The sequence below is a fragment of the Pseudomonas boreofloridensis genome, assembly GCF_030580795.1.
Lineage (GTDB): Bacteria > Pseudomonadota > Gammaproteobacteria > Pseudomonadales > Pseudomonadaceae > Aquipseudomonas > Aquipseudomonas boreofloridensis.
This window is the reverse complement of sequence record NZ_JAUQOQ010000013.1, coordinates 83760-101817: the sequence shown is the minus strand read 5'-3', so window position 1 is coordinate 101817 and position 18058 is coordinate 83760. Positions and strand designations below refer to the sequence as shown.

Here is an 18058-nt window from a genome sequence, read left to right as displayed (position 1 = left end):
TGGCCTCATCCCCGCGCCTGGCCGATCACCTCGATGTACTCCGGCGCATTGCGCTGGTCGGCGATGGCCTCGGCGAAGGTCTTGCCATGCTCGTCCTTGCCGTCGACGTCATACCCGGCCTCCACGAAGAACCCCACGAAACGCTCGAAATCGTCGATGCGCAAGCCGCGATAGGCCTTGATCAGCTTGTGGTGCGAGGGCGAGGTCTGGCCATCGGCCGGCTCGAACTGCAGGAACGTCTTGATGTAGTCGTCGCTGATCTCGTCACCGATAACCTGCTTCTTGTCTTTACGCATTTGCCGACTCCAACGGTGCCATCACGGGCGTTTCAAAGGCGGGCAGTGTACCCGGCGTGCGCCACGGCGCTCAACGCATACGTACGGTGCCGGTGTGCAGATCGGCCCAGACGTGGCCGTTGGCATAGCTGAGGAATTGCACGTAGACCGTCTCGTTGCGCAGCAGGTCCATGATCACCCGGTAGTCGGCCTGGGGATAATTCAGGGTCAGGGTGCGTGTGGCCTCGTCGTAAGCGGGACGCTTGAGGCTCTTGCCGCCCTCGCCGTCGAAGGTCACCAGCACCTGGCTGATGGTCGCGCCCTTGCTCATCGGCTTGCCCTTCAGGCGCAGGGTCAGCGACGAGGTGATGGGAATCGGCTGTTGATTGGATTGGCGCTGGGCGCCGACCACCACCGAGTAATCGGTGACCTGCAGCAATTGCTGGGACTCGGGTGCCTGCTGGCGCAGGGAAAGGTCGTCAGGCGGCAGGAACTGGCTGTGCAGCGGTGCAGCAGACAGCGGCAGGCTCAACGCCAGCAGCAGAGGAAAAACGGCACGCATGAGAGGCTCCTTGGCGGGCAGGAGCACTCGAGTGTCCTGTCCCGGAAATAGGCTGTTCAATGTTGGTGGCGCCTTGCCCGAACACTCAAGTCACTCGCCAAACGTGAACGTATTACCGAGACAGAACCCTAGCATGGCAGGATCACGCATGATCAGTCGAACTGAGCGCGCATCCAGGCCAGGTACTCGGGCATGCCGTCCTCGCCTTCGCGCGGCGCCCAGGCCGCCATCTCGCCATCGCTGACCGGACGATAAGGCCCGGCCTTGCATTCGAACAGAATACTGTCTTCTTCCAGCACCACCAGCCCGTGGTAGGTGCCCGGCGGCACATCGACGCCTAGGCAGTCGCCACCGGCCTGCAGCACGCGCGTGTCGGTCACCGCCCCTTGCTCATCGAAAATCAGCAGACCCAGGCGCCCCTTGAGCACGATCAGCGCCTCGGCCTTGTCTGCGCTCAGGTGGCGATGCGGCGGAATGTAGGTGTGAGTCTGCAGGCCCACCGCCATGCGATGGCAAGGCTCTTCCATGTCATGGAAGTTGTGGTGCTGGCGGCCGCGTGGATTGCTGGCGGCTTTGGCGGCCAGCCCGTCGAACAACGTCTTGTCGATGAAAGCAGGCTGGCGCATGGCTTACATCCCCTTCACGGCGAAGATGCCATTGGCGTTGCGCCAGTAGCCCTTGTAGTCCATGCCGTAACCGAAAATGTAGCGGTCCACGCACGGCAGACCGACGTAATTGGCTTTCAGGTCCGGGCTGGCCTTGCGGTCATGGTCCTTGTCGATCAGCACGGCGGTGTACACCGAACGCGCGCCGGCATGTTTGCAGAAGTCGATGATCGCGCTGAGGGTGTGGCCCTCGTCGAGGATGTCGTCGACGATCAGCACGTCGCGGTCGATGAACGACACTTCCGGCTTGGCCTTCCAGAACAGCTCACCGCCGCTGGTCTGGTTGCGGTAGCGGGTGGCGTGCAGGTAGGAGGCTTCCAGCGGGAACTGCAGGTGGGTGAGCAGCTTGCCGGCGAAGATCAATCCGCCGTTCATCACGCAGAACACCACCGGGTTCTTGTCGTGCAGGTCCTTGCAGATCCGCTCGCCGACTTGGGCGATGGCCGCTTCGACCTGGGCTTCGGTGTACAGGCAATCGGCCTCGCTCATCACTTGGCGGATATGCTCTAGATCGGCGGACATGGCGCTCTCCAGCAGGTGCATTTTGGAAAAGCGGGCAAAGGTACGCACCCGCTCGCCGCAGATCAAGCCTTTATGGACTAACGTGCACAATGACTGCACGACAGCACGGACTGAATAGATTAATCTTACGCGGTTTTTTTGCCCGCCTTCCGGAGCCCTCCCCTATGCCCACTCGTGAGATCCGCCATCCGCTGATCCGCCACAAGCTCGGCCTGATGCGCCGTGCCGATATCAGCACCAAGAATTTTCGCGAACTCGCCCAGGAAGTCGGCGCACTGCTGACCTATGAAGCCACCCAGGACCTGCCCCTGGAAACCTACGAGATCGACGGCTGGTGCGGCAAGGTCCAGGTCGAGAAGATCGCCGGCAAGAAGATCACCGTCGTGCCGATCCTGCGCGCCGGTATCGGCATGCTCGACGGCGTGCTCAGCCTGGTGCCGGGCGCCAAGGTCAGCGCCGTGGGCGTGGCGCGCAACGAGGAAACCCTCGAAGCGCACACCTACCTGGAGAAGCTCGCGCCGGACATCAACCAGCGCCTGGCGCTGATCATCGACCCGATGCTGGCCACCGGCAACTCGATGGTCGCCACCATCGACCTGCTGAAGAAAGCCGGCTGCAAGGAAATCCGCGCCATGGTGCTGGTGGCCGCGCCCGAAGGCATCGAGGTGGTCAACAAGGCGCACCCGGATGTGCAGATCTACACCGCCTCGATCGACCAGCGCCTGAACGAGCACGGCTACATCGTGCCGGGCCTGGGCGATGCCGGCGACAAGATCTTCGGCACCAAGCAGAAGGACGCCTGACCATGCAGGACGGCTACAACGACCCGCTCTGGCGTCAGGTCGTTTCGGGCGCACAGATGCTCTTCGTGGCATTCGGTGCGCTGGTGCTCATGCCGCTGATCACCGGCCTGGACCCCAACGTGGCGCTGTTCACCGCGGGCCTGGGCACGCTGTTGTTCCAATTGGTCACGGGGCGCCAGGTGCCGGTGTTCCTGGCCTCCAGCTTCGCGTTCATCACCCCGATCATCCTCGCCAAGGGCCAGTTCGGCCTTGCTGCGACCATGGGCGGGGTAATGGCCGCCGGCTTCGTCTACACCTTCATGGGCCTGATGGTGAAGATCAAAGGCACCGGTTTCATCGACCGCATGCTGCCGCCGGTCGTCATCGGCCCGGTGATCATCTCCATTGGCCTGGCCATGGCGCCGATCGCCGCCAACATGGCCATGGGCAAGGGCGGCGACGGCAGCGCGTTGATGCCCTACCAGACCGCTATGCTGATCTCCATGCCGGCGCTGCTGACCACCTTGATCGTCGCGGTGTTCGGCAAAGGCATTTTCCGCCTCGTGCCGATCATCGCCGGCGTGCTGGTCGGCTTCGCCTTGTCCTTCGCCTTCGGTGTGGTGGACACGGCGAAGATCGCCGCCGCGCCATGGTTGGAACTGCCCAACTTCACCGCGCCTGAGTTCAACTGGCAGGCGATCCTGTTCATCGTGCCAGTGGCCCTGGCCCCGGCCATCGAGCATATCGGTGGGGTGATCGCCGTGGGCAGCGTGACCGGGCGCGACTACCTGAGAAAGCCCGGTTTGCACCGCACGCTGCTCGGTGACGGCCTGGCCACCACCGCGGCCGGCCTGTTCGGCGGCCCGCCCAACACCACCTATGCCGAAGTGACCGGCGCGGTGATGCTGACCAAGAACTACAACCCGAAGATCATGACCTGGGCGGCGGTGTTCGCCATCACCCTGGCCTTCATCGGCAAGTTCGGCGCGCTGCTGCAAAGCATCCCGGTGCCGGTGATGGGCGGCATTCTGTGCCTGTTGTTCGGCTCGATCGCGGCGGTGGGCATGAACACCCTGATCCGCCACAAGATCGACCTGGCCGAAGCGCGCAACCTGGTGATCGTTTCGGTGACCCTGGTGTTCGGTATCGGCGGCGTATTGATCGGCAGCGGCGACGGCCCCGACGATTGGGGCCTGAAGGGCATCGCGCTGTGCGCGGTAGTGGCCATCGCCCTGAACTTGATTCTGCCGGGCAACGATGGCTGGAAAAACAAGACGCTGGACGATCAGTTGCCTTGAGCCTGCGTTGAACTCACGGGGGCTGCACTGCAGCCCCTGCTGTTTTCACGCCTTCTCGCACATCCCCGCCAGCACCTGCGCCCACTGCGGGTGATCGTTCAGGCACGGCACCAGCACCAACGCTTCGCCGCCGGCCTCGATGAACTGCTCCTTGCCGCGATCACCGATCTCTTCCAACGTCTCGATGCAATCAGCGACGAACGCCGGGCACATCACCAACAGCTTCTTCACCCCGGCCGCCGCCAGCTCGTCCAGGCGCGTCTCGGTGTAGGGCTCGATCCATTTGGCTCGCCCCAGGCGCGACTGGAACGAGGCCGACCATTTGCCGTCGGGAATGCCTGCCGCCTTGGCAAAGGCCGCCGCACTGGCCAGGCACTGCGAGCGATAGCAGACCTTGCGCACTTGGGGGCAGGCGGTTTCACAGCAATTGGCGCTCTGCAGGCAATGCGAACCGGTCGGATCGAGCTTCTTCAGATGGCGCTCCGGCAAACCGTGGAAGCTCAGCAGCAGGTGGTCGTACTCCTGCTGCAGATAAGGCTGAGCACTGGCCACCAGCGCGTCGATATAGTCGGGTTCGTCGTAGAAGGGCTGCAGCACTCGCAACTCCATCGCCAGTTTCTGCTCGGCCAGGGTCTTGCGCGCCTGCTCCACCACGGTGGTCACGGTGCTGTCGGCGAACTGTGGGTACAACGGCGCCAGGGTCACCTTGCGTACACCTTGCGCCGCGAGCCGCTCCAGGACCTGGGGCAGCGCCGGCTGGCCGTAGCGCATGGCGACCTCCACCGGACCGTGGGGCCAGTGCGGGGTGATGGCCGCTTGCAGACGGCGGGTCAGCACCACCAGCGGCGAGCCCTCGTCCCACCAGATCGACGCGTAGGCGTGGGCCGACTGTTCCGGGCGCTTGATCAGGATCAGCGACACCAGCAGCCGACGCACCGGCCAGGGCAGGTCGATGACGTAGGGGTCCATGAGGAACTGGTTGAGGTAACGGCGCACGTCGGCAACCGAAGTGGAAGCCGGCGAACCCAGGTTGACCAGCAGCAGGGCGTGATCGGTCATGCAGCGTCCTATGTCAGAGGCGTTCGGACAGATCGTCCAACGCCGATTGCAGATCGTCGAAGCGGAACGTGAAGCCTTCTTCCAGCAACCGTGCCGGGCGGGCCCGCTGTCCACCCAGCAACAAGGTGGACAGCTCGCCCAACCCCGCCTTGAGCAGCAGGGCGGGCACCGGCAGTACGGCCGGTCGATGCAGCGCGCAACCCAGTGCCTTGGCGAACGCCCGGTTGCGCACCGGCTCCGGCGCGCAGGCATTATAGGGACCGCTGGCGTCGGTGCGCTGCAAGAGAAAATCAATCAGGGCGATGTGATCCTCGATATGAACCCACGGCATCCATTGCCGTCCATCGCCCAGCGGCCCGCCCAGGCCGAGTTTGAACGGCAGCCGCAGGCGCGACAAAAAGCCGCCGTCGCCAGCCAGCACCAGCCCGGTTCGCACCAGTACGACTCGCAGTCCCAGCGCTTGGGCGCGTTGGGCGGTTTCTTCCCAGGCGATGCACAACTGGCTGGCGAAATCCTCCTTGATCGGCGGCGACGCCTCGGTCAACTCACGCTCGCCGCCATCGCCATACCAGCCCACTGCCGAGCCGGACACCAGCACCTCGGGGCGCTGCTCACGCGTTTCGAGCCACGCCAGCAGTTGCTCGGTCAGGGTGATACGGCTGGCCCACAGCAGGTGACGGCGCGAAGCGGTCCACGGTCGGTCGGCAATGGGTGCACCGGCCAGGTTGACCACCGCATCGACCTGATCGCTCGGCGCAATATCCTCCAGCCGGGCGATGCCGCGCACGCCTTCACCGCAGCGCCGAGGCACCTGAGCGGGATCGCGACTCCAGACGGTCAAGCGATGTCCCTGGCTCAACCAGCGTCGGCACAGATGCCGTCCGATCAAGCCTGTACCCCCTGTCAGCACGATGTGCATGGCTGTGTCCTCGCATGCTGTGGCTATGGTCTATTTTTAACTTCAAGGCACTTTTTCAACCCGACGCTCTCGGATAAACATAGGCCAACCTGTTCCACCGGGTGGAATAACCTTATACAAAACTTCTGCATTGTACAGGTTTGTCTGACAGCGTAGTCTGCTTCCAGCACGGTTCGAAGAGGCCATCATGACAGTACCTATCGCGATCATCGGGGCCGGCATCGCCGGCCTGTCCGCCGCCCAGGCCCTGCAGAAGGCCGGGCAGACCGTGCATGTGTTCGACAAGGGCCATGGCAGTGGCGGGCGCATGGCCAGCAAGCGCAGCGAGGCGGGCGCCCTCGATCTGGGCGCACAGTACTTCACCGCCCGTGATCGACGCTTCGTCGAACACGTGCAGAGCTGGGTCGCCGCCGGTTGGGCGGCGCAATGGAAGCCGCAGCTCTACAACTACCGCGACGGCCAACTCACCCCCTCCCCCGACGAGCAGACCCGCTGGGTCGGTGTACCGCGCATGAGCGCCATCACCCGAGGCCTGCTCGAAGACGTCACCGTGCACTTCGGCTGCCGCATCGCCGAAGTGTTTCGCGGCAAGCAGTTCTGGCACCTGCAGGACACCGAAGGCTGCAGCCACGGCCCCTATAGCCGCGTGGTGATCGCCGTGCCGGCACCGCAGGCCACGCCGCTGCTGGCAGCCACACCCAAGCTGGCGGCGGTTGCCGCGAGCGTGCAGATGGAACCCACCTGGGCGGTCGCGCTGGGCTTCAACGCGGCCTTGAACACCCCGATGCAAGGCTGCTTCGTGCAGGATAGTCCCCTCGACTGGCTGGCGCGCAACCGCAGCAAGCCCGGCCGTGACGAGCACCTCGATACGTGGGTGCTGCATGCGACTTCTGACTGGAGCCGGCAGCACATCGACCTGCCCAAGGACGAGGTGATCGACACGCTGCACGGTGAGTTCGCCGAACTGGTCGGGTGCGTCGTGCCCGCACCGACCTTTGCCTTGGCCCACCGCTGGCTCTACGCCCGGCCCGCCGGCAGCCATGAGTGGGGCGCGCTCGCCGATGCCGACCAGGGGCTCTACGCGTGTGGCGACTGGTGCCTGTCCGGGCGGGTCGAAGGCGCCTGGCTGAGCGGCCAGGAGGCGGCGCGCCGTCTGCTGGAGCACCTCGAATAGCGTTGTACAAGAAATTCTTCTTGCATAAGTTTTTCGATGTGCTGGAATAGACCTGTACAGGAAATCAACCTTGTACAAGTTTAGGGAGCGGCAGCATGGACCCCCAGCACTCGACAGGTAAACCCCGCATCGCCATCAGCGCCTGCCTCGCCGGCCAGGACGTGCGTTACAACGGCGGTCACAAGGCCTCGGACTTGTGTCAGTCGCTCGACGAGCACTTCGACTGGGTGCCGTTGTGCCCTGAAGTAGCCATTGGCCTGGGCATTCCCCGCGAGGCGATTCGCCTGGTGGGCGACCCTCAGTCGCCGGAAGTGATCAATCCGCGCAATCCCGGCACCGACCTGGCGCCGCCGCTGCGTGCCTATGGCCAGCAGATGGCCGAGGCGCTCGACGATATCTGCGGTTATGTGTTCATGCAGAAATCGCCGTCCTGCGGCCTGGAACGGGTCAAGGTCTATCAAGACAACGGCCGCCCATCGCTGCAAGGCGGCCGCGGTGCCTATGCCCAAGCGTTCTGCGAACGGCGCCCGGATCTGCCGGTGGAGGAAGAAGGCCGCCTGCACGACCCGGTGCTGCGCGAGAACTTCATCAGCCGCGTCTATGCCTACGCCGACTGGCAGAATCTGCTGTCGCAGGGCCTGAGCCGCGCGGCCTTGCAGGGTTTCCATGCCCGCTACAAGTACCTGTTGATGGCCCACAATCCCCAGGCCTATCGGCAACTGGGCCACCTGCTCGGCAGCATGACCCGCAACGACGATCCCGACGAGCTCGGTCCGCGTTACTTCACGCGGTTGATGCAGGCCCTGCGCCGGTGTGCCAGCCGCGGCACCCACAGCAATGTGCTGCAGCACCTGTGCGGCTACCTGCGCGATGCCCTGGACGGCAGCGACAAGGCTGAGCTACAGCATCTGATCGGCCAGTACCAGGAGGGCATCGTCCCGCTCGTGGTACCGCTGACCCTGCTCAAGCATCACCTGCGCAATCATCCCGATCCCTATCTGCTGCAGCAGGCCTACCTGCAACCGCATCCGGAAAACATGGGGCTGCGCAATGCACTCTGAAGACGACCTGCCCATCGGCGAGCTGGCCCGGCGTACCGGCGTCAACCCAGTGACCCTGCGCGCCTGGGAGCGCCGCTACGGCCTGCTGGTGCCCGACCGCACGCCCAAAGGACATCGCCTGTATCGCGAAGCGCATGTACAGAAGGTGCAAGAGATCCTGCAATGGCTGGAACGTGGCGCCTCGGTCAGCCAGGTGCGCGACCTGCTGGAGAACAGCGGCAGCGCGACGCCTGTGCTCAACAGCGACTGGCAAGCGCGTTGCGAGAAGCTCATCGATGCCATCGCCAACCTCGCCCAGCGCTCGCTGGACCAACAGTTGAACCAGGCCATGGCGCTGTACCCGGCCTCGACCCTGTGTGACCAACTGCTGCTGCCCTTGCTCGAGCAACTGGAGCAACGCTGGCGCCATCACTTCGACGCACGGCTGGAACAGGCCTTCTTCCACACCTGGCTGCGCAGCAAGCTGGGAGCGCGGGTCTATCACGACAATCATTCGCTCGACGGCCCGCCGGTGCTGCTGGCCACCACCGCCGAGCAACCGTTCAACGAGCGCCTGTGGCTCACCGCTTGGCTGCTGAGCAGCAGTGGCATGGCGGTGGAGATTCTCGAACAGCCGGTGACCGGCAAACAGCTACTGCATGCCATCGATCGCTTGCAACCCAGGGCGTTGGTGCTGCACTTGGGCGCACGACTGGACGTTCCGTCATTGATGCCACTGGCCACTGTCACGCTGGTGAAACTCCTGGGGGGTGCCAGCGCTCCCATACATGAAGAGCGGCTGCGCGCGTTGGGCCTTCCCGCCTCGCAACTGTTCGACACACCCCAGCAAGCCTTGCGTCTGCTCCAGCAGTCGACCTCAAGCTCCAGTGCGAGACCCTGACATGCAATTGATCTGGCTGCGCAGCGATCTGCGCATCGACGACAACACCGCACTGAGCGCTGCCACCCAGCAGGGGCCGACCATTGCCTTGTGGATCGCCAGCCCCGAGCAATGGCAAGCGCACGACGACGCACCGGCCAAGGTCGATTTCTGGCTGCGCAACCTGCGTGACCTGCGCCATGCACTGGACGCCTTGAACATTCCGCTGCTCATCGGCCACACGGACACCTGGCAACAGGTGCCGCAAACAGTCCTAGCGGTCTGTCAGAAGCACAAGGTGCAGACCGTCCATTGGAACGACGAATACGGCCTCAACGAAGCGCAGCGCGATCAGCAGACGCGCGAATGCCTGGAACACGCCGGCATTGCCGTGAAAACGCACCTCGATCAACTGTTCTTCAAGCCCGGCACCCTGCTGACCAAGGCCGGCAACTACTTCCAGGTGTTCGGCCAGTTCCGCAAGGCCTGTCTCGAGCACTTGCACCGCAGCCTGCCCGCTCAGGCCCACCGCGTGAAAGCCCAGGCGCCACTGTCCATCGCCCACGACCCGATCCCGCAGCATATAGCCGGTTTCGACAAGCCCGCGCAGAGCATTCGCGACCACTGGCCGGCGGGCGAGCAGGAAGCACAGGCCCGGCTCGGCCGCTTCGTCGATGAGCTGATCGACGATTACCACGTAGCGCGCGATCTGCCGGCCACGCCCGGCACCAGTCAACTGTCGGCCTACCTGGCCGCTGGCGTGATCTCGCCTCGGCAATGCCTGCATGCCGCCCTGACCAGCAATCGGGGTGAGCTGGACAGTGGCAGTCAGGGTGCACGCACTTGGATCGAAGAGTTGCTGTGGCGCGAGTTCTACAAACACATCCTGGTGGGTTATCCACAGGTGTCGCGGCACAAGGCATTTCGTGCCCATACCGAAGCACTGCCCTGGCGCACTGCGCCGGACGACTTCGAAGCCTGGCAACAGGGTCGCACCGGCATTCCCCTGATCGATGCGGCCATGCGCCAGTTGCTGCACACCGGCTGGATGCATAACCGGCTTCGAATGGTGGTGGCCATGTTCCTGAGCAAGAACCTCTTGATCGATTGGCGCAAAGGCGAGCAACATTTCATGCGTCACCTGATCGACGGCGACCTTGCTGCCAATAACGGTGGCTGGCAATGGAGCGCTTCGACTGGAACCGATTCAGTGCCCTATTTCCGGATCTTCAACCCTGTAACCCAGTCGCAGCGGTTCGACCCAGACGGGCGATTCATTCGCCACTGGTTACCCGAACTCACGCAACTGGACAACAAGACCATTCATTTGCCAGTGAAATCCTCTGATTTATTTGATACAAGTTGCTACGTCAGCCCGATCGTTGACCTAGGGAAAAGTCGACAAAGAGCACTCGCGGCGTTCAAGGGGCTGTCCGCCGCCTCCAGTTAAGGACGCAGAATTGAGTAGTACTCGCAGTTTCTGGATTACCGGAGCCACCCGTGGGCTCGGAATGGCAATGGCAGAGCAGCTGCTCGCCGACGGGCATCGAGTCGCGGTCAGTGGCCGGCACACTCACGAACTCGAAGCCCTGATCGAGCTTTACGGTCCACGCCTGCTGCACCTTCCAGGCAACCTGCACGAACTCGCCGACGCCCAATCGGCCGGTCAACGCCTGCAATCGCAGTGGGGCACGCTGGATGTCTTGATCATCAATGCAGGTACCTGTGACTACCTGGCCCCGAACCTCCCTGCAGCAGAGATCTTCGAGCAGATCCTGCAAAGCAACTGGCACGCCACCGAACAGGCGTTGGCCAGCGCCCTACCCTTGCTGGCACGGGGCGAAAATCCCCGCGTGATGGCGATTTTCAGCCGCTACTCGGCCTTGCAGCGCTACTCTCCAGCGCAAAGCCCTGCCGGGCATAACAGTCTGCCGCACTGGGTGCGCGAACAACGCAACGCATTGGGCGACCTGGGCGTGAAGCTGATGGTAGCCGCACCGCAGTCGACCAAATCGCCCGTAAGCAATGCCCTGGCGTTGCCGGAGCAGTGGACGGCCGACAGCGCGGCGCAGGAATTGCTGAGCAAACTGGACGGCGAGCACCGCGAACTGGTGCTGGAAGTGCTGGATCCGACCTTGCTATGGCCGCTGCCCAGCGAAGACTGAGCGCAACGCAGGCTGCGCCTCAGCCGCTGAACGCCATGACCTGCGCCACAGGCGCAGCCCACAACGCAGGTAACACCTCGCGCAGCCGCTGCGGCTCGGCACTGCTGAAGAATTCGGCGTCGCGCGCCGGGCCATCGGCGAGCAGATTCCGGCCCTGCAGCAGACGCTGCAACTGCCTGGCCACGGCTGCGCCGGTATCGATGATCGCTACGTCTTCGGGCACCATCTGCGCCAGCAGCGGGCGCAGGAAAGGGTAATGCGTGCAGCCCAGGATCAGCGTGTCGCAGCCGGCCACCAGCAATGGCTGGACATAGCCCTCCAGCAAGACACGCAGTGGCGGGCTGCTCAAGTCGCCCCGTTCGATCAATTCCACCAATCCCGGACACGGCTGAGTGACGACGCGCACATCGCCTGCGAACCGATCGAGCAAGGCCGCGAATTTGGCGCTCTGCAAGGTGCCAGTGGTCGCCAGCACGCCGACCACGCCAGAGCGGGTCGCCGCCGCCGCCGGCTTGACCGCAGGCTCCATGCCAACCAATGGCCATTCGGGGTAACGCTGACGAAGGTCGGCTACCGCCGCCACCGTCGCCGTATTGCAGGCCAGCACCATGGCCTTGGCGCCCCGCGCCTGGAAAAACGCGGCAATGCGCCGGCAGCGCTCGCGGATGTAGTCCGGCGACTTCTCGCCGTAGGGCACATGGCCGCAGTCAGCCACGTAGAGCAGCGACTCGGCCGGCAACAGGCGGTGGATATCGGCCAGCACCGACAGACCGCCCACCCCCGAATCCATGACGCCGACCGGCGCCGAGCGATCAGCCATGGCGGCTGCCGCACACGGCGCACTCTGGGTCGCGCTTGACCCGCAGCTCGCGAAAGCGTGTACCCAGGGCATCGATGAGCAACAGGCGTCCCACCAGCGGTTCGCCGAAACCGGCCAACAATTTGAGCGCCTCCAGCGCTTGCAGGCTGCCGACCAGGCCCACCAGCGGGCCGATCACCCCGGCTTCGCTGCAGGTCAATTCGGCTTCGCTGCCATGGCCATACAGGCAGTGGTAACAGGGGCTGTGCGCCTGCCGCGGATCGAACACCGATAACTGCCCTTCCAGGCGAATCGCCGCACCGCTGACCAACGGTTTGCCGGCTGCCACGCACGCCGCGTTGACCGCCTCGCGGGTGGCGAAGTTGTCGCAGCAGTCCAGCACCAGGTCCACGTTGGCCACTGCCGCCGCGAGGGAATCCTCATCCAGGGCCTGGCGATGGGCGACCAGGCGGATCTGCGGATTGATCGCCTGTAAACGCCGCAGCGCCGAGTCGACCTTGCTCAGCCCGAGGCTGTCGGTGTCATGCAGTACCTGGCGCTGCAGGTTGGTCAGCTCGACCGTGTCGAAATCGGCCAGATGCAGCTCGCCCACGCCTGCGGCCGCCAAGTACAGCGCCACAGGCGAGCCCAGACCACCCAGTCCGACCACCAACGCCCTGCTCTGCTTGAGCCGCGACTGACCGTCGATATCCACCTGCGCCAGCAGGATCTGGCGGCTGTAGCGCAGCAGCTCGTCGTCGCTCAGCACGGCAGGCGGCCCAGACTGATGCGCTCATGACCGCCGAGATCGCGGCGACTGCCGACATCGCTGAAGCCGCTGGCCGTGAGCAATTCGCGCACTGCGCTGGCCTGGTCGTAGCCGTGTTCGAGCAGCAGCCAGCCACCGGCCATCAGGTGCTGGGGCGCCCGGGCAATGATCAGGCGCAGGTCGTCCAGGCCATCGGCGCCAGCCACCAGTGCGCTGCTCGGCTCGAAACGCACGTCACCGGCACTCAGGTGCGGGTCTTCGCTGGCGATGTAGGGCGGGTTGCTGATGATCAGGTCGAAGCGCTCACCGCCGAGCGCCTCGAACCAATGGCTGGCGCGCACCTGCACGTTGGCCAGGTGCAGACGCTGGCGGTTACGCTCGGCCAAGGCCACGGCCTCCTCGACACGGTCCACGGCCGTCACCTGCCAGGCCGGACATTCGCTGGCCAGGGCCAAGGCGATGGCCCCGGTGCCGGTGCCCAGGTCCAGTACCTGCGCAGCGCTTGCCGGCAGCAACTCCAGCGCTGCCTCCACCAGCAGCTCGGTGTCAGGCCTAGGAATCAGGGTGTGGGGCGCCACTTCCAGATCGAGTTTCCAGAAACCCTGGTGCCCCAGAATGTAGGCCACCGGCTCGCCGGCGCGGCGACGCTCCAGCCAGGCAGCGTAGGTATCGGCCGCCTCGCTGCTGACGATGCGCTCGGGCCAGGTGTGCAGGTAGCTGCGCGACTTGCCCAGGGCCGCAGACAACAGCAGTTCGGCGTCCAGACGCGCGCTGGAGGAGTCGGGCAACTGTGCGTTGCGCAGCAGGCTGGCGATGATGGTCATCAGTCCCCCAGGGCGGCCAGTTGATCGGCCTGGTATTCGGCGAGCAAGGGCTCGATCACGGCATCGACGCCGCCGGCGAGCACATCGTCCAGCGAATACAGCGTCAGGTTGATGCGGTGGTCGGTCACCCGGCCCTGTGGATAATTGTAGGTGCGGATACGCTCGGAACGATCGCCCGAGCCGACCAGCAACTTGCGCTCGCTGGCGATGGCGTTCTGCGCGGCGCTGGTCTGCAGGTCATTGAGCTTGGCCGACAGCCAGGACAGGGCACGGGCACGGTTCTTGTGCTGGGATCGCTCTTCCTGGCACTCGACCACGATGCCGGTCGGCAGGTGGGTGATGCGGATGGCCGAGTCGGTCTTGTTGACGTGCTGACCGCCCGCGCCCGAGGCACGGTAGGTATCCACGCGCAGGTCGGCCGGGTTGATCTCGATCGCCGCCTGCTCGTCGGGCTCGGCGAGTACCGCCACGGTGCATGCCGAGGTGTGGATACGGCCCTGCGACTCGGTTTCCGGCACACGTTGCACGCGGTGCGCGCCGGACTCGAACTTGAGCTTGGCGTAGACGTTGTCGCCCTCGACGCGGGCGATGATCTCCTTGTAACCGCCGTGCTCGCCTTCGTTCTCCGACAGGATTTCCAGGCGCCAGCCGCGCTTTTCGGCGTAACGCGAGTACATGCGGAACAGGTCGCCGGAGAAGATGGCGGCCTCGTCACCGCCGGTCCCGGCGCGGATTTCCAGAAACACGTTGCGCCCGTCATTGGGGTCTTTGGGCAGCAGCATGCGCTGCAGTTGCGCCTCCAGGGCAAGCAGTTGTTCCTTGGCCTCGCGCACTTCCTCCACGGCCATTTCGCGCAGGTCAGGGTCGCTGTCCTTGAGCAGCGCCTGGGCGCCCTCCAGGTCGTCCTGCACCTTGCGCCAGGCGCTGTAGGCGACGAACACCGGCTCGACTTCGGCGTACTCACGGGAATAGGCGCGAAAGCGAGTCTGGTCGGAAATGACCTCGGCATCGCCCAGCAGGGCGGTGAGTTCTTCGAAGCGGTCCTGGAGAATCTCCAGTTTTTTCAGCAGCGACGCTTTCATTGCGGGGTCTTGTCCGTGGCGCCTTCGTGAAGGGCAAAGAGTTCCTGGGCCATGGCCAGCGCATCGACGCGGCCTTCGGCGGAGAGCTTCTTCAGTTGCACGCTGGGGGCGTGCAGAAGCTTGTTGGTCAGACCGCGAGCCAACTGGGCGAGCACCTCTTCGGGGTTGCCGCCGTTGGCCAGCAGGCGCTGGGCCTTGTACAGTTCTTCGTCACGCAGGCGCTCGCTCTGCTGGCGGTAGGCCTTGAGCACGTCCACCGCCGCCAGCTCGCGCAGGCGCCCCATGAAATCCTCGGCGCCGACGCTCACCAGCTCTTCGGCAGCCTGGGCCGCGCCCTGGCGACTTTTGAGGTTTTCCGCGACCACTTCGTGCAAGTCGTCGACGGTGTACAGATAGACGTCGTCCAGATCGCCCACCTGCGCCTCGATGTCGCGCGGCACGGCGATGTCGACCATGAAGATCGGCTTGTGGCGGCGCTGCTTGAGCGCACTTTCCACCGCGCCTTTGCCGAGGATCGGCAACTGGCTGGCCGTGGAACTGATGACGATGTCGCTGTGGGCCAACTCCTGTGGAATGTCGGCCAGCAGCACCGCATGGGCGCCGAACTGTTCGGCCAGCAGGCTGGCGCGCTCCAGGGTGCGGTTGGCCACCACGATGCGCTTGACCCCCTGCTCGTGCAGGTGACGGGCGACCAGGGTGATGGTCTCGCCGGCGCCGATCAGCAGCGCCTGGCTGCGTCCGAGGTCGGCGAAGATCTGCTTGGCCAGGCTGACCGCCGCGAAGGCCACCGACACCGGGTTTTCGCCAATGGCGGTGTCGGTGCGCACCTGTTTGGCGGCGCTGAAGGTAGCCTGGAACAAACGCCCCAGCAGCGGACCGATGGTGCCGGCCTCACGCGCCACGGCATAGGCCGACTTCATCTGGCCGAGAATCTGCGGCTCGCCCAGCACCAACGAGTCGAGCCCGGACGCCACACGCATCATGTGCCGAACCGCGTCGTGCTCCTCGTGGATGTAGGCGCTGGCGCGCAGTTCGTCCAGGCTTAAGCGATGGTAGTGGGCCAGCCACTGCAACACGTCGTCGGCGCTGAGCTGATCCTGTTCTATATAGAGTTCGCTGCGGTTGCAGGTGGAGAGGATCGCCGCCTCGCGGCTGGCGGTCATTCGGCAGAGCTGCTGCAGGGCGTCGACCAGCTGCTCGGGCGTAAACGCCACGCGCTCGCGTACGTCGACCGAGGCAGTCTTATGGTTGATACCGAGGGCAAGAAAGGCCATGCAAGATCGCTGGTGGGGACGGGAAGCCGATAATTGTCCTACTTCGCAGGATTCAGGACAACCACCGTTCGCTATCGCGACCATGACCATCGTCTATAGACAGCGCACCCGATGACAGCCGCGTACGAGACCGGTCGCCGAACGTCCCGGGCCCGGCACGGTCACACACTACGCAGGTGGGTTTGCCCCCACGCTTGTGTCATCATGCTCCGACCGCCGGTTAGTCCTCCAAAGCCCCTATGAACAGATCCTACGCATTGCTGCTTGCCTTCGCCCTGCTCCAGGGCTGCCAGAGCCTGGTCCCGCACAAGAGCGAGGAACAGCCGGCCGTTGCCGAGGCCGACAAGCCCGAAGCCAAACCGCCGGTGGTCTATGGATCGTTCAAGCCCGACACCCTCTACAGCCTGTTGGTGGCCGAGCTCGCTGGCCAGCGCAACCGCTTCGACATCGCCCTGGCCAACTATGTCGACCAGGCGCAGAAGACCCAGGACCCCGGTGTTTCCGAACGTGCCTACCGCATCGCCGAGTACCTCGGCGCCGACGAGCCGGCCCTGGACACCGCACTGATCTGGGCACGCAACGACCCACAGAACCTCGACGCGCAGCGCGCCGCGGCCATCCAACTGGCCCGCGCCGGACGCTATGACGACTCCATGGCCTACATGGAGAAGGTACTTCAGGGCCAGGGCGACACCCATTTCGATTTCCTCGCGCTCTCGGCCGCCGAAACCGACCAGGCGACCCGCGACGGTCTGCTCAAGAGCTTCGATCGTCTGCTGGTGAAGTACCCGGACAACGGTCAACTGGTGTTCGGCAAGGCCTTGCTGCTCAACCAGGACGACAAGACCGAACAGGCGCTCGACCTGCTGGAACAGCACCCGCCGCGCAACGGCGAAATCGCGCCGATCCTGCTGCGCGCACGCCTGCTGCAAACCCTCGAGCGCGGCGACGAAGCGCTGCCGCTGCTGCGCACGGCGATCCGCGACAACCCCGAGGACAAGCGCCTGCGCATCACCTACGCGCGCACGCTGGTCGAGCAGAACCACATCAGCGAAGCCAAGGCCGAGTTCGAGAACCTGCTGCAGCAGTACCCCGATGACGACGAACTGCGTTATTCGCTGGCACTGGTGAGCATGGAGAACAAAGACTGGGATGAAGCCGAAGGCTACCTGCAGGAAATGGTCGAGCGCGACAGCAACGTCGACGCCGCGCACCTGAACCTGGGACGCATCCGCGAAGAACGCAACCTGCCGGCAGCCGCCCTGCGCGAATATGCGCTGGTAGGTCCTGGCCCGGATTACCTGCCCGCGCAACTGCGCCAGGCCGACATCCTCATCGCCAACGGCCGCAGCGCCGAGGCCTCGCGTCACCTGGCCGAAGCCCGTGAAGCACAGCCCGACTACGCGATCCAGTTGTACCTGATCGAAGCCGAGACCCTGGGCAACAATGGCCAGGAAGACCAGGCCGACCAGGTGCTGCAGCAGGCGATCAAGCGTTACCCCGATGACCTCAACCTGCTCTACACCCGCGCCATGCTGGCGGAAAAGCGCGACGACATCGTGCAGATGGAGCAGGACTTGCGCGCCATCATCACCCGCGAGCCGGAAAACGCCATGGCCCTCAATGCCCTGGGCTACACCCTCGCCGACCGCACCACCCGTTACGGCGAAGCCAAGGCGCTGATCGAGAAGGCCAGCCAGATCACCCCCGATGACCCCGCCGTGCTCGACAGCTTGGGCTGGGTCAATTATCGCCTGGGCCACCTGGACGAGGCCGAGCGCCTGCTGCGCCAGGCCCTCGAGCGCCTGCCCGATCCCGAAGTGGCCGCCCACCTGGGCGAAGTGCTGTGGGCCAATGGCAAGCGCCGCGAGGCCCGCCAGGTGTGGGCCAAGGCCTTCGCCGAGCAGCCCGACAACCCCATTCTGCGCAAGACCGTCCTGCGCCTGACCGGATCCGAGACCCTCTGAAC

The 18058-nt window shown here is 64.7% G+C and carries 19 protein-coding genes; 8 read left to right on the top strand and 11 right to left on the bottom strand.

All coding sequences use genetic code 11. From position 1 onward, the window contains the following. Positions 1-5: 5 nt before the first annotated feature. The 4 genes from Q6A47_RS16375 to Q6A47_RS16360 all read right to left on the bottom strand — a co-directional run bounded on the left by Q6A47_RS16375 (position 6) and on the right by Q6A47_RS16360 (position 2024). A complete protein-coding gene (locus tag Q6A47_RS16375) occupies positions 6-296 on the bottom strand; it encodes a PA4642 family protein (RefSeq protein WP_039580176.1) in 291 nt (96 codons plus the stop codon). Positions 297-366: 70 nt separating this feature from the next. Further along, a complete protein-coding gene (locus Q6A47_RS16370; protein WP_304484811.1) occupies positions 367-837 on the bottom strand; it encodes a hypothetical protein in 471 nt (156 codons plus the stop codon). Positions 838-989: 152 nt separating this feature from the next. Further along, entirely contained in the window at positions 990-1463 is a 474-nt protein-coding gene (locus Q6A47_RS16365) for a WbuC family cupin fold metalloprotein (protein ID WP_039580179.1), read from the bottom strand. 3 nt (positions 1464-1466) lie between these two features. Next, the gene (locus tag Q6A47_RS16360) at positions 1467-2024 is read right to left on the bottom strand and encodes a hypoxanthine-guanine phosphoribosyltransferase (RefSeq protein ID WP_304484810.1); all 558 of its coding nucleotides are present in this window, start codon (positions 2022-2024) and stop codon (positions 1467-1469) included. A 164-nt stretch (positions 2025-2188) separates the two neighbouring features. Between Q6A47_RS16360 and upp the strand changes: the two genes are divergently transcribed. Both upp and Q6A47_RS16350 read left to right on the top strand, forming a co-directional pair. Then, positions 2189-2827 carry a uracil phosphoribosyltransferase gene (upp, locus tag Q6A47_RS16355; protein WP_029615105.1) on the top strand — a complete coding sequence of 213 codons (639 nt, stop codon included), beginning with the start codon at positions 2189-2191 and terminating at the stop codon, positions 2825-2827. Positions 2828-2829: 2 nt separating this feature from the next. Further along, the gene (locus Q6A47_RS16350; protein ID WP_304484809.1) at positions 2830-4104 is read left to right on the top strand and encodes a uracil-xanthine permease family protein; all 1275 of its coding nucleotides are present in this window, start codon (positions 2830-2832) and stop codon (positions 4102-4104) included. Positions 4105-4149: 45 nt separating this feature from the next. Here the strand turns inward: Q6A47_RS16350 and hemH are convergent, their stop codons facing one another. Together hemH and Q6A47_RS16340 are read right to left on the bottom strand one after the other, a co-directional pair. Then, positions 4150-5163, bottom strand: coding sequence for a ferrochelatase (gene hemH / locus Q6A47_RS16345; protein WP_029615103.1), 1014 nt, complete (start codon positions 5161-5163; stop codon positions 4150-4152). Positions 5164-5176: 13 nt separating this feature from the next. Then, positions 5177-6082: a TIGR01777 family oxidoreductase gene (locus tag Q6A47_RS16340; protein ID WP_304484808.1), complete on the bottom strand. Its 906-nt coding sequence runs from the start codon at positions 6080-6082 to the stop codon at positions 5177-5179. A 187-nt stretch (positions 6083-6269) separates the two neighbouring features. On the opposite strand from Q6A47_RS16340, the gene Q6A47_RS16335 reads away from it, so the two are divergent. The 5 genes from Q6A47_RS16335 to Q6A47_RS16315 all read left to right on the top strand — a co-directional run bounded on the left by Q6A47_RS16335 (position 6270) and on the right by Q6A47_RS16315 (position 11341). Beyond that, positions 6270-7256, top strand: a complete 987-nt coding sequence (locus tag Q6A47_RS16335; protein ID WP_304484807.1) for an NAD(P)/FAD-dependent oxidoreductase — start codon at positions 6270-6272, stop codon at positions 7254-7256. A gap of 95 nt (positions 7257-7351) precedes the next feature. Next, entirely contained in the window at positions 7352-8317 is a 966-nt protein-coding gene (locus Q6A47_RS16330; RefSeq protein WP_304484806.1) for a YbgA family protein, read from the top strand. Next, complete coding sequence (locus tag Q6A47_RS16325; RefSeq protein ID WP_304484805.1) at positions 8307-9197, top strand: MerR family transcriptional regulator; 891 nt, start codon at positions 8307-8309, stop codon at positions 9195-9197. Before Q6A47_RS16330 ends, Q6A47_RS16325 begins: the two co-directional genes overlap by 11 nt. Before the next feature lies 1 nt (position 9198). Then, positions 9199-10626, top strand: coding sequence for a deoxyribodipyrimidine photo-lyase (gene phrB, locus Q6A47_RS16320; RefSeq protein WP_304484804.1), 1428 nt, complete (start codon positions 9199-9201; stop codon positions 10624-10626). Between the two features lie 10 nt (positions 10627-10636). After that, positions 10637-11341 carry an SDR family oxidoreductase gene (locus Q6A47_RS16315; RefSeq protein ID WP_304484803.1) on the top strand — a complete coding sequence of 235 codons (705 nt, stop codon included), beginning with the start codon at positions 10637-10639 and terminating at the stop codon, positions 11339-11341. 19 nt (positions 11342-11360) lie between these two features. On the opposite strand, the gene murI is transcribed toward Q6A47_RS16315, so the two are convergent. Genes murI through hemA form a run of 5 tightly spaced genes read right to left on the bottom strand, consistent with a single transcriptional unit; the run spans position 11361 to position 16089 of the window. Continuing rightward, the gene (gene murI, locus Q6A47_RS16310) at positions 11361-12161 is read right to left on the bottom strand and encodes a glutamate racemase (RefSeq protein WP_029615097.1); all 801 of its coding nucleotides are present in this window, start codon (positions 12159-12161) and stop codon (positions 11361-11363) included. After that, the gene (locus tag Q6A47_RS16305; protein ID WP_304484802.1) at positions 12154-12909 is read right to left on the bottom strand and encodes a molybdopterin-synthase adenylyltransferase MoeB; all 756 of its coding nucleotides are present in this window, start codon (positions 12907-12909) and stop codon (positions 12154-12156) included. The genes murI and Q6A47_RS16305 overlap by 8 nt, the downstream gene beginning before the upstream one ends. Further along, entirely contained in the window at positions 12903-13733 is an 831-nt protein-coding gene (gene prmC, locus Q6A47_RS16300) for a peptide chain release factor N(5)-glutamine methyltransferase (protein WP_304484801.1), read from the bottom strand. The genes Q6A47_RS16305 and prmC overlap by 7 nt, the downstream gene beginning before the upstream one ends. Continuing rightward, entirely contained in the window at positions 13733-14815 is a 1083-nt protein-coding gene (gene prfA / locus Q6A47_RS16295; protein WP_039580202.1) for a peptide chain release factor 1, read from the bottom strand. The genes prmC and prfA overlap by 1 nt, the downstream gene beginning before the upstream one ends. Further along, entirely contained in the window at positions 14812-16089 is a 1278-nt protein-coding gene (gene hemA, locus Q6A47_RS16290; RefSeq protein WP_304484800.1) for a glutamyl-tRNA reductase, read from the bottom strand. Before hemA ends, prfA begins: the two co-directional genes overlap by 4 nt. A 239-nt stretch (positions 16090-16328) precedes the next feature. Here hemA and Q6A47_RS16285 point away from each other — a divergent pair, with 239 nt between their 5' ends. Then, on the top strand, positions 16329-18056 hold the full coding sequence (locus Q6A47_RS16285; protein WP_039580207.1) for a tetratricopeptide repeat protein: 1728 nt from the start codon (positions 16329-16331) through the stop codon (positions 18054-18056). Positions 18057-18058 lie beyond the last annotated feature (2 nt).

Excerpts from the sequence above, each read along its gene's own strand:
- Q6A47_RS16375 (WP_039580176.1), bottom strand. The coding sequence starts at position 296 with ATGCGTAAAGACAAGAAGCAGGTTATCGGTGACGAGATCAGCGACGAC.
- Q6A47_RS16370 (WP_304484811.1), bottom strand. The coding sequence starts at position 837 with ATGCGTGCCGTTTTTCCTCTGCTGCTGGCGTTGAGCCTGCCGCTGTCT.
- Q6A47_RS16365 (WP_039580179.1), bottom strand. The coding sequence starts at position 1,463 with ATGCGCCAGCCTGCTTTCATCGACAAGACGTTGTTCGACGGGCTGGCC.
- Q6A47_RS16360 (WP_304484810.1), bottom strand. The coding sequence starts at position 2,024 with ATGTCCGCCGATCTAGAGCATATCCGCCAAGTGATGAGCGAGGCCGAT.
- upp (WP_029615105.1), top strand. The coding sequence starts at position 2,189 with ATGCCCACTCGTGAGATCCGCCATCCGCTGATCCGCCACAAGCTCGGC.
- Q6A47_RS16350 (WP_304484809.1), top strand. The coding sequence starts at position 2,830 with ATGCAGGACGGCTACAACGACCCGCTCTGGCGTCAGGTCGTTTCGGGC.
- hemH (WP_029615103.1), bottom strand. The coding sequence starts at position 5,163 with ATGACCGATCACGCCCTGCTGCTGGTCAACCTGGGTTCGCCGGCTTCC.
- Q6A47_RS16340 (WP_304484808.1), bottom strand. The coding sequence starts at position 6,082 with ATGCACATCGTGCTGACAGGGGGTACAGGCTTGATCGGACGGCATCTG.
- Q6A47_RS16335 (WP_304484807.1), top strand. The coding sequence starts at position 6,270 with ATGACAGTACCTATCGCGATCATCGGGGCCGGCATCGCCGGCCTGTCC.
- Q6A47_RS16330 (WP_304484806.1), top strand. The coding sequence starts at position 7,352 with ATGGACCCCCAGCACTCGACAGGTAAACCCCGCATCGCCATCAGCGCC.
- Q6A47_RS16325 (WP_304484805.1), top strand. The coding sequence starts at position 8,307 with ATGCACTCTGAAGACGACCTGCCCATCGGCGAGCTGGCCCGGCGTACC.
- phrB (WP_304484804.1), top strand. The coding sequence starts at position 9,199 with ATGCAATTGATCTGGCTGCGCAGCGATCTGCGCATCGACGACAACACC.
- murI (WP_029615097.1), bottom strand. The coding sequence starts at position 12,161 with ATGGCTGATCGCTCGGCGCCGGTCGGCGTCATGGATTCGGGGGTGGGC.
- prmC (WP_304484801.1), bottom strand. The coding sequence starts at position 13,733 with ATGACCATCATCGCCAGCCTGCTGCGCAACGCACAGTTGCCCGACTCC.
- prfA (WP_039580202.1), bottom strand. The coding sequence starts at position 14,815 with ATGAAAGCGTCGCTGCTGAAAAAACTGGAGATTCTCCAGGACCGCTTC.
- hemA (WP_304484800.1), bottom strand. The coding sequence starts at position 16,089 with ATGGCCTTTCTTGCCCTCGGTATCAACCATAAGACTGCCTCGGTCGAC.
- Q6A47_RS16285 (WP_039580207.1), top strand. The coding sequence starts at position 16,329 with ATGAACAGATCCTACGCATTGCTGCTTGCCTTCGCCCTGCTCCAGGGC.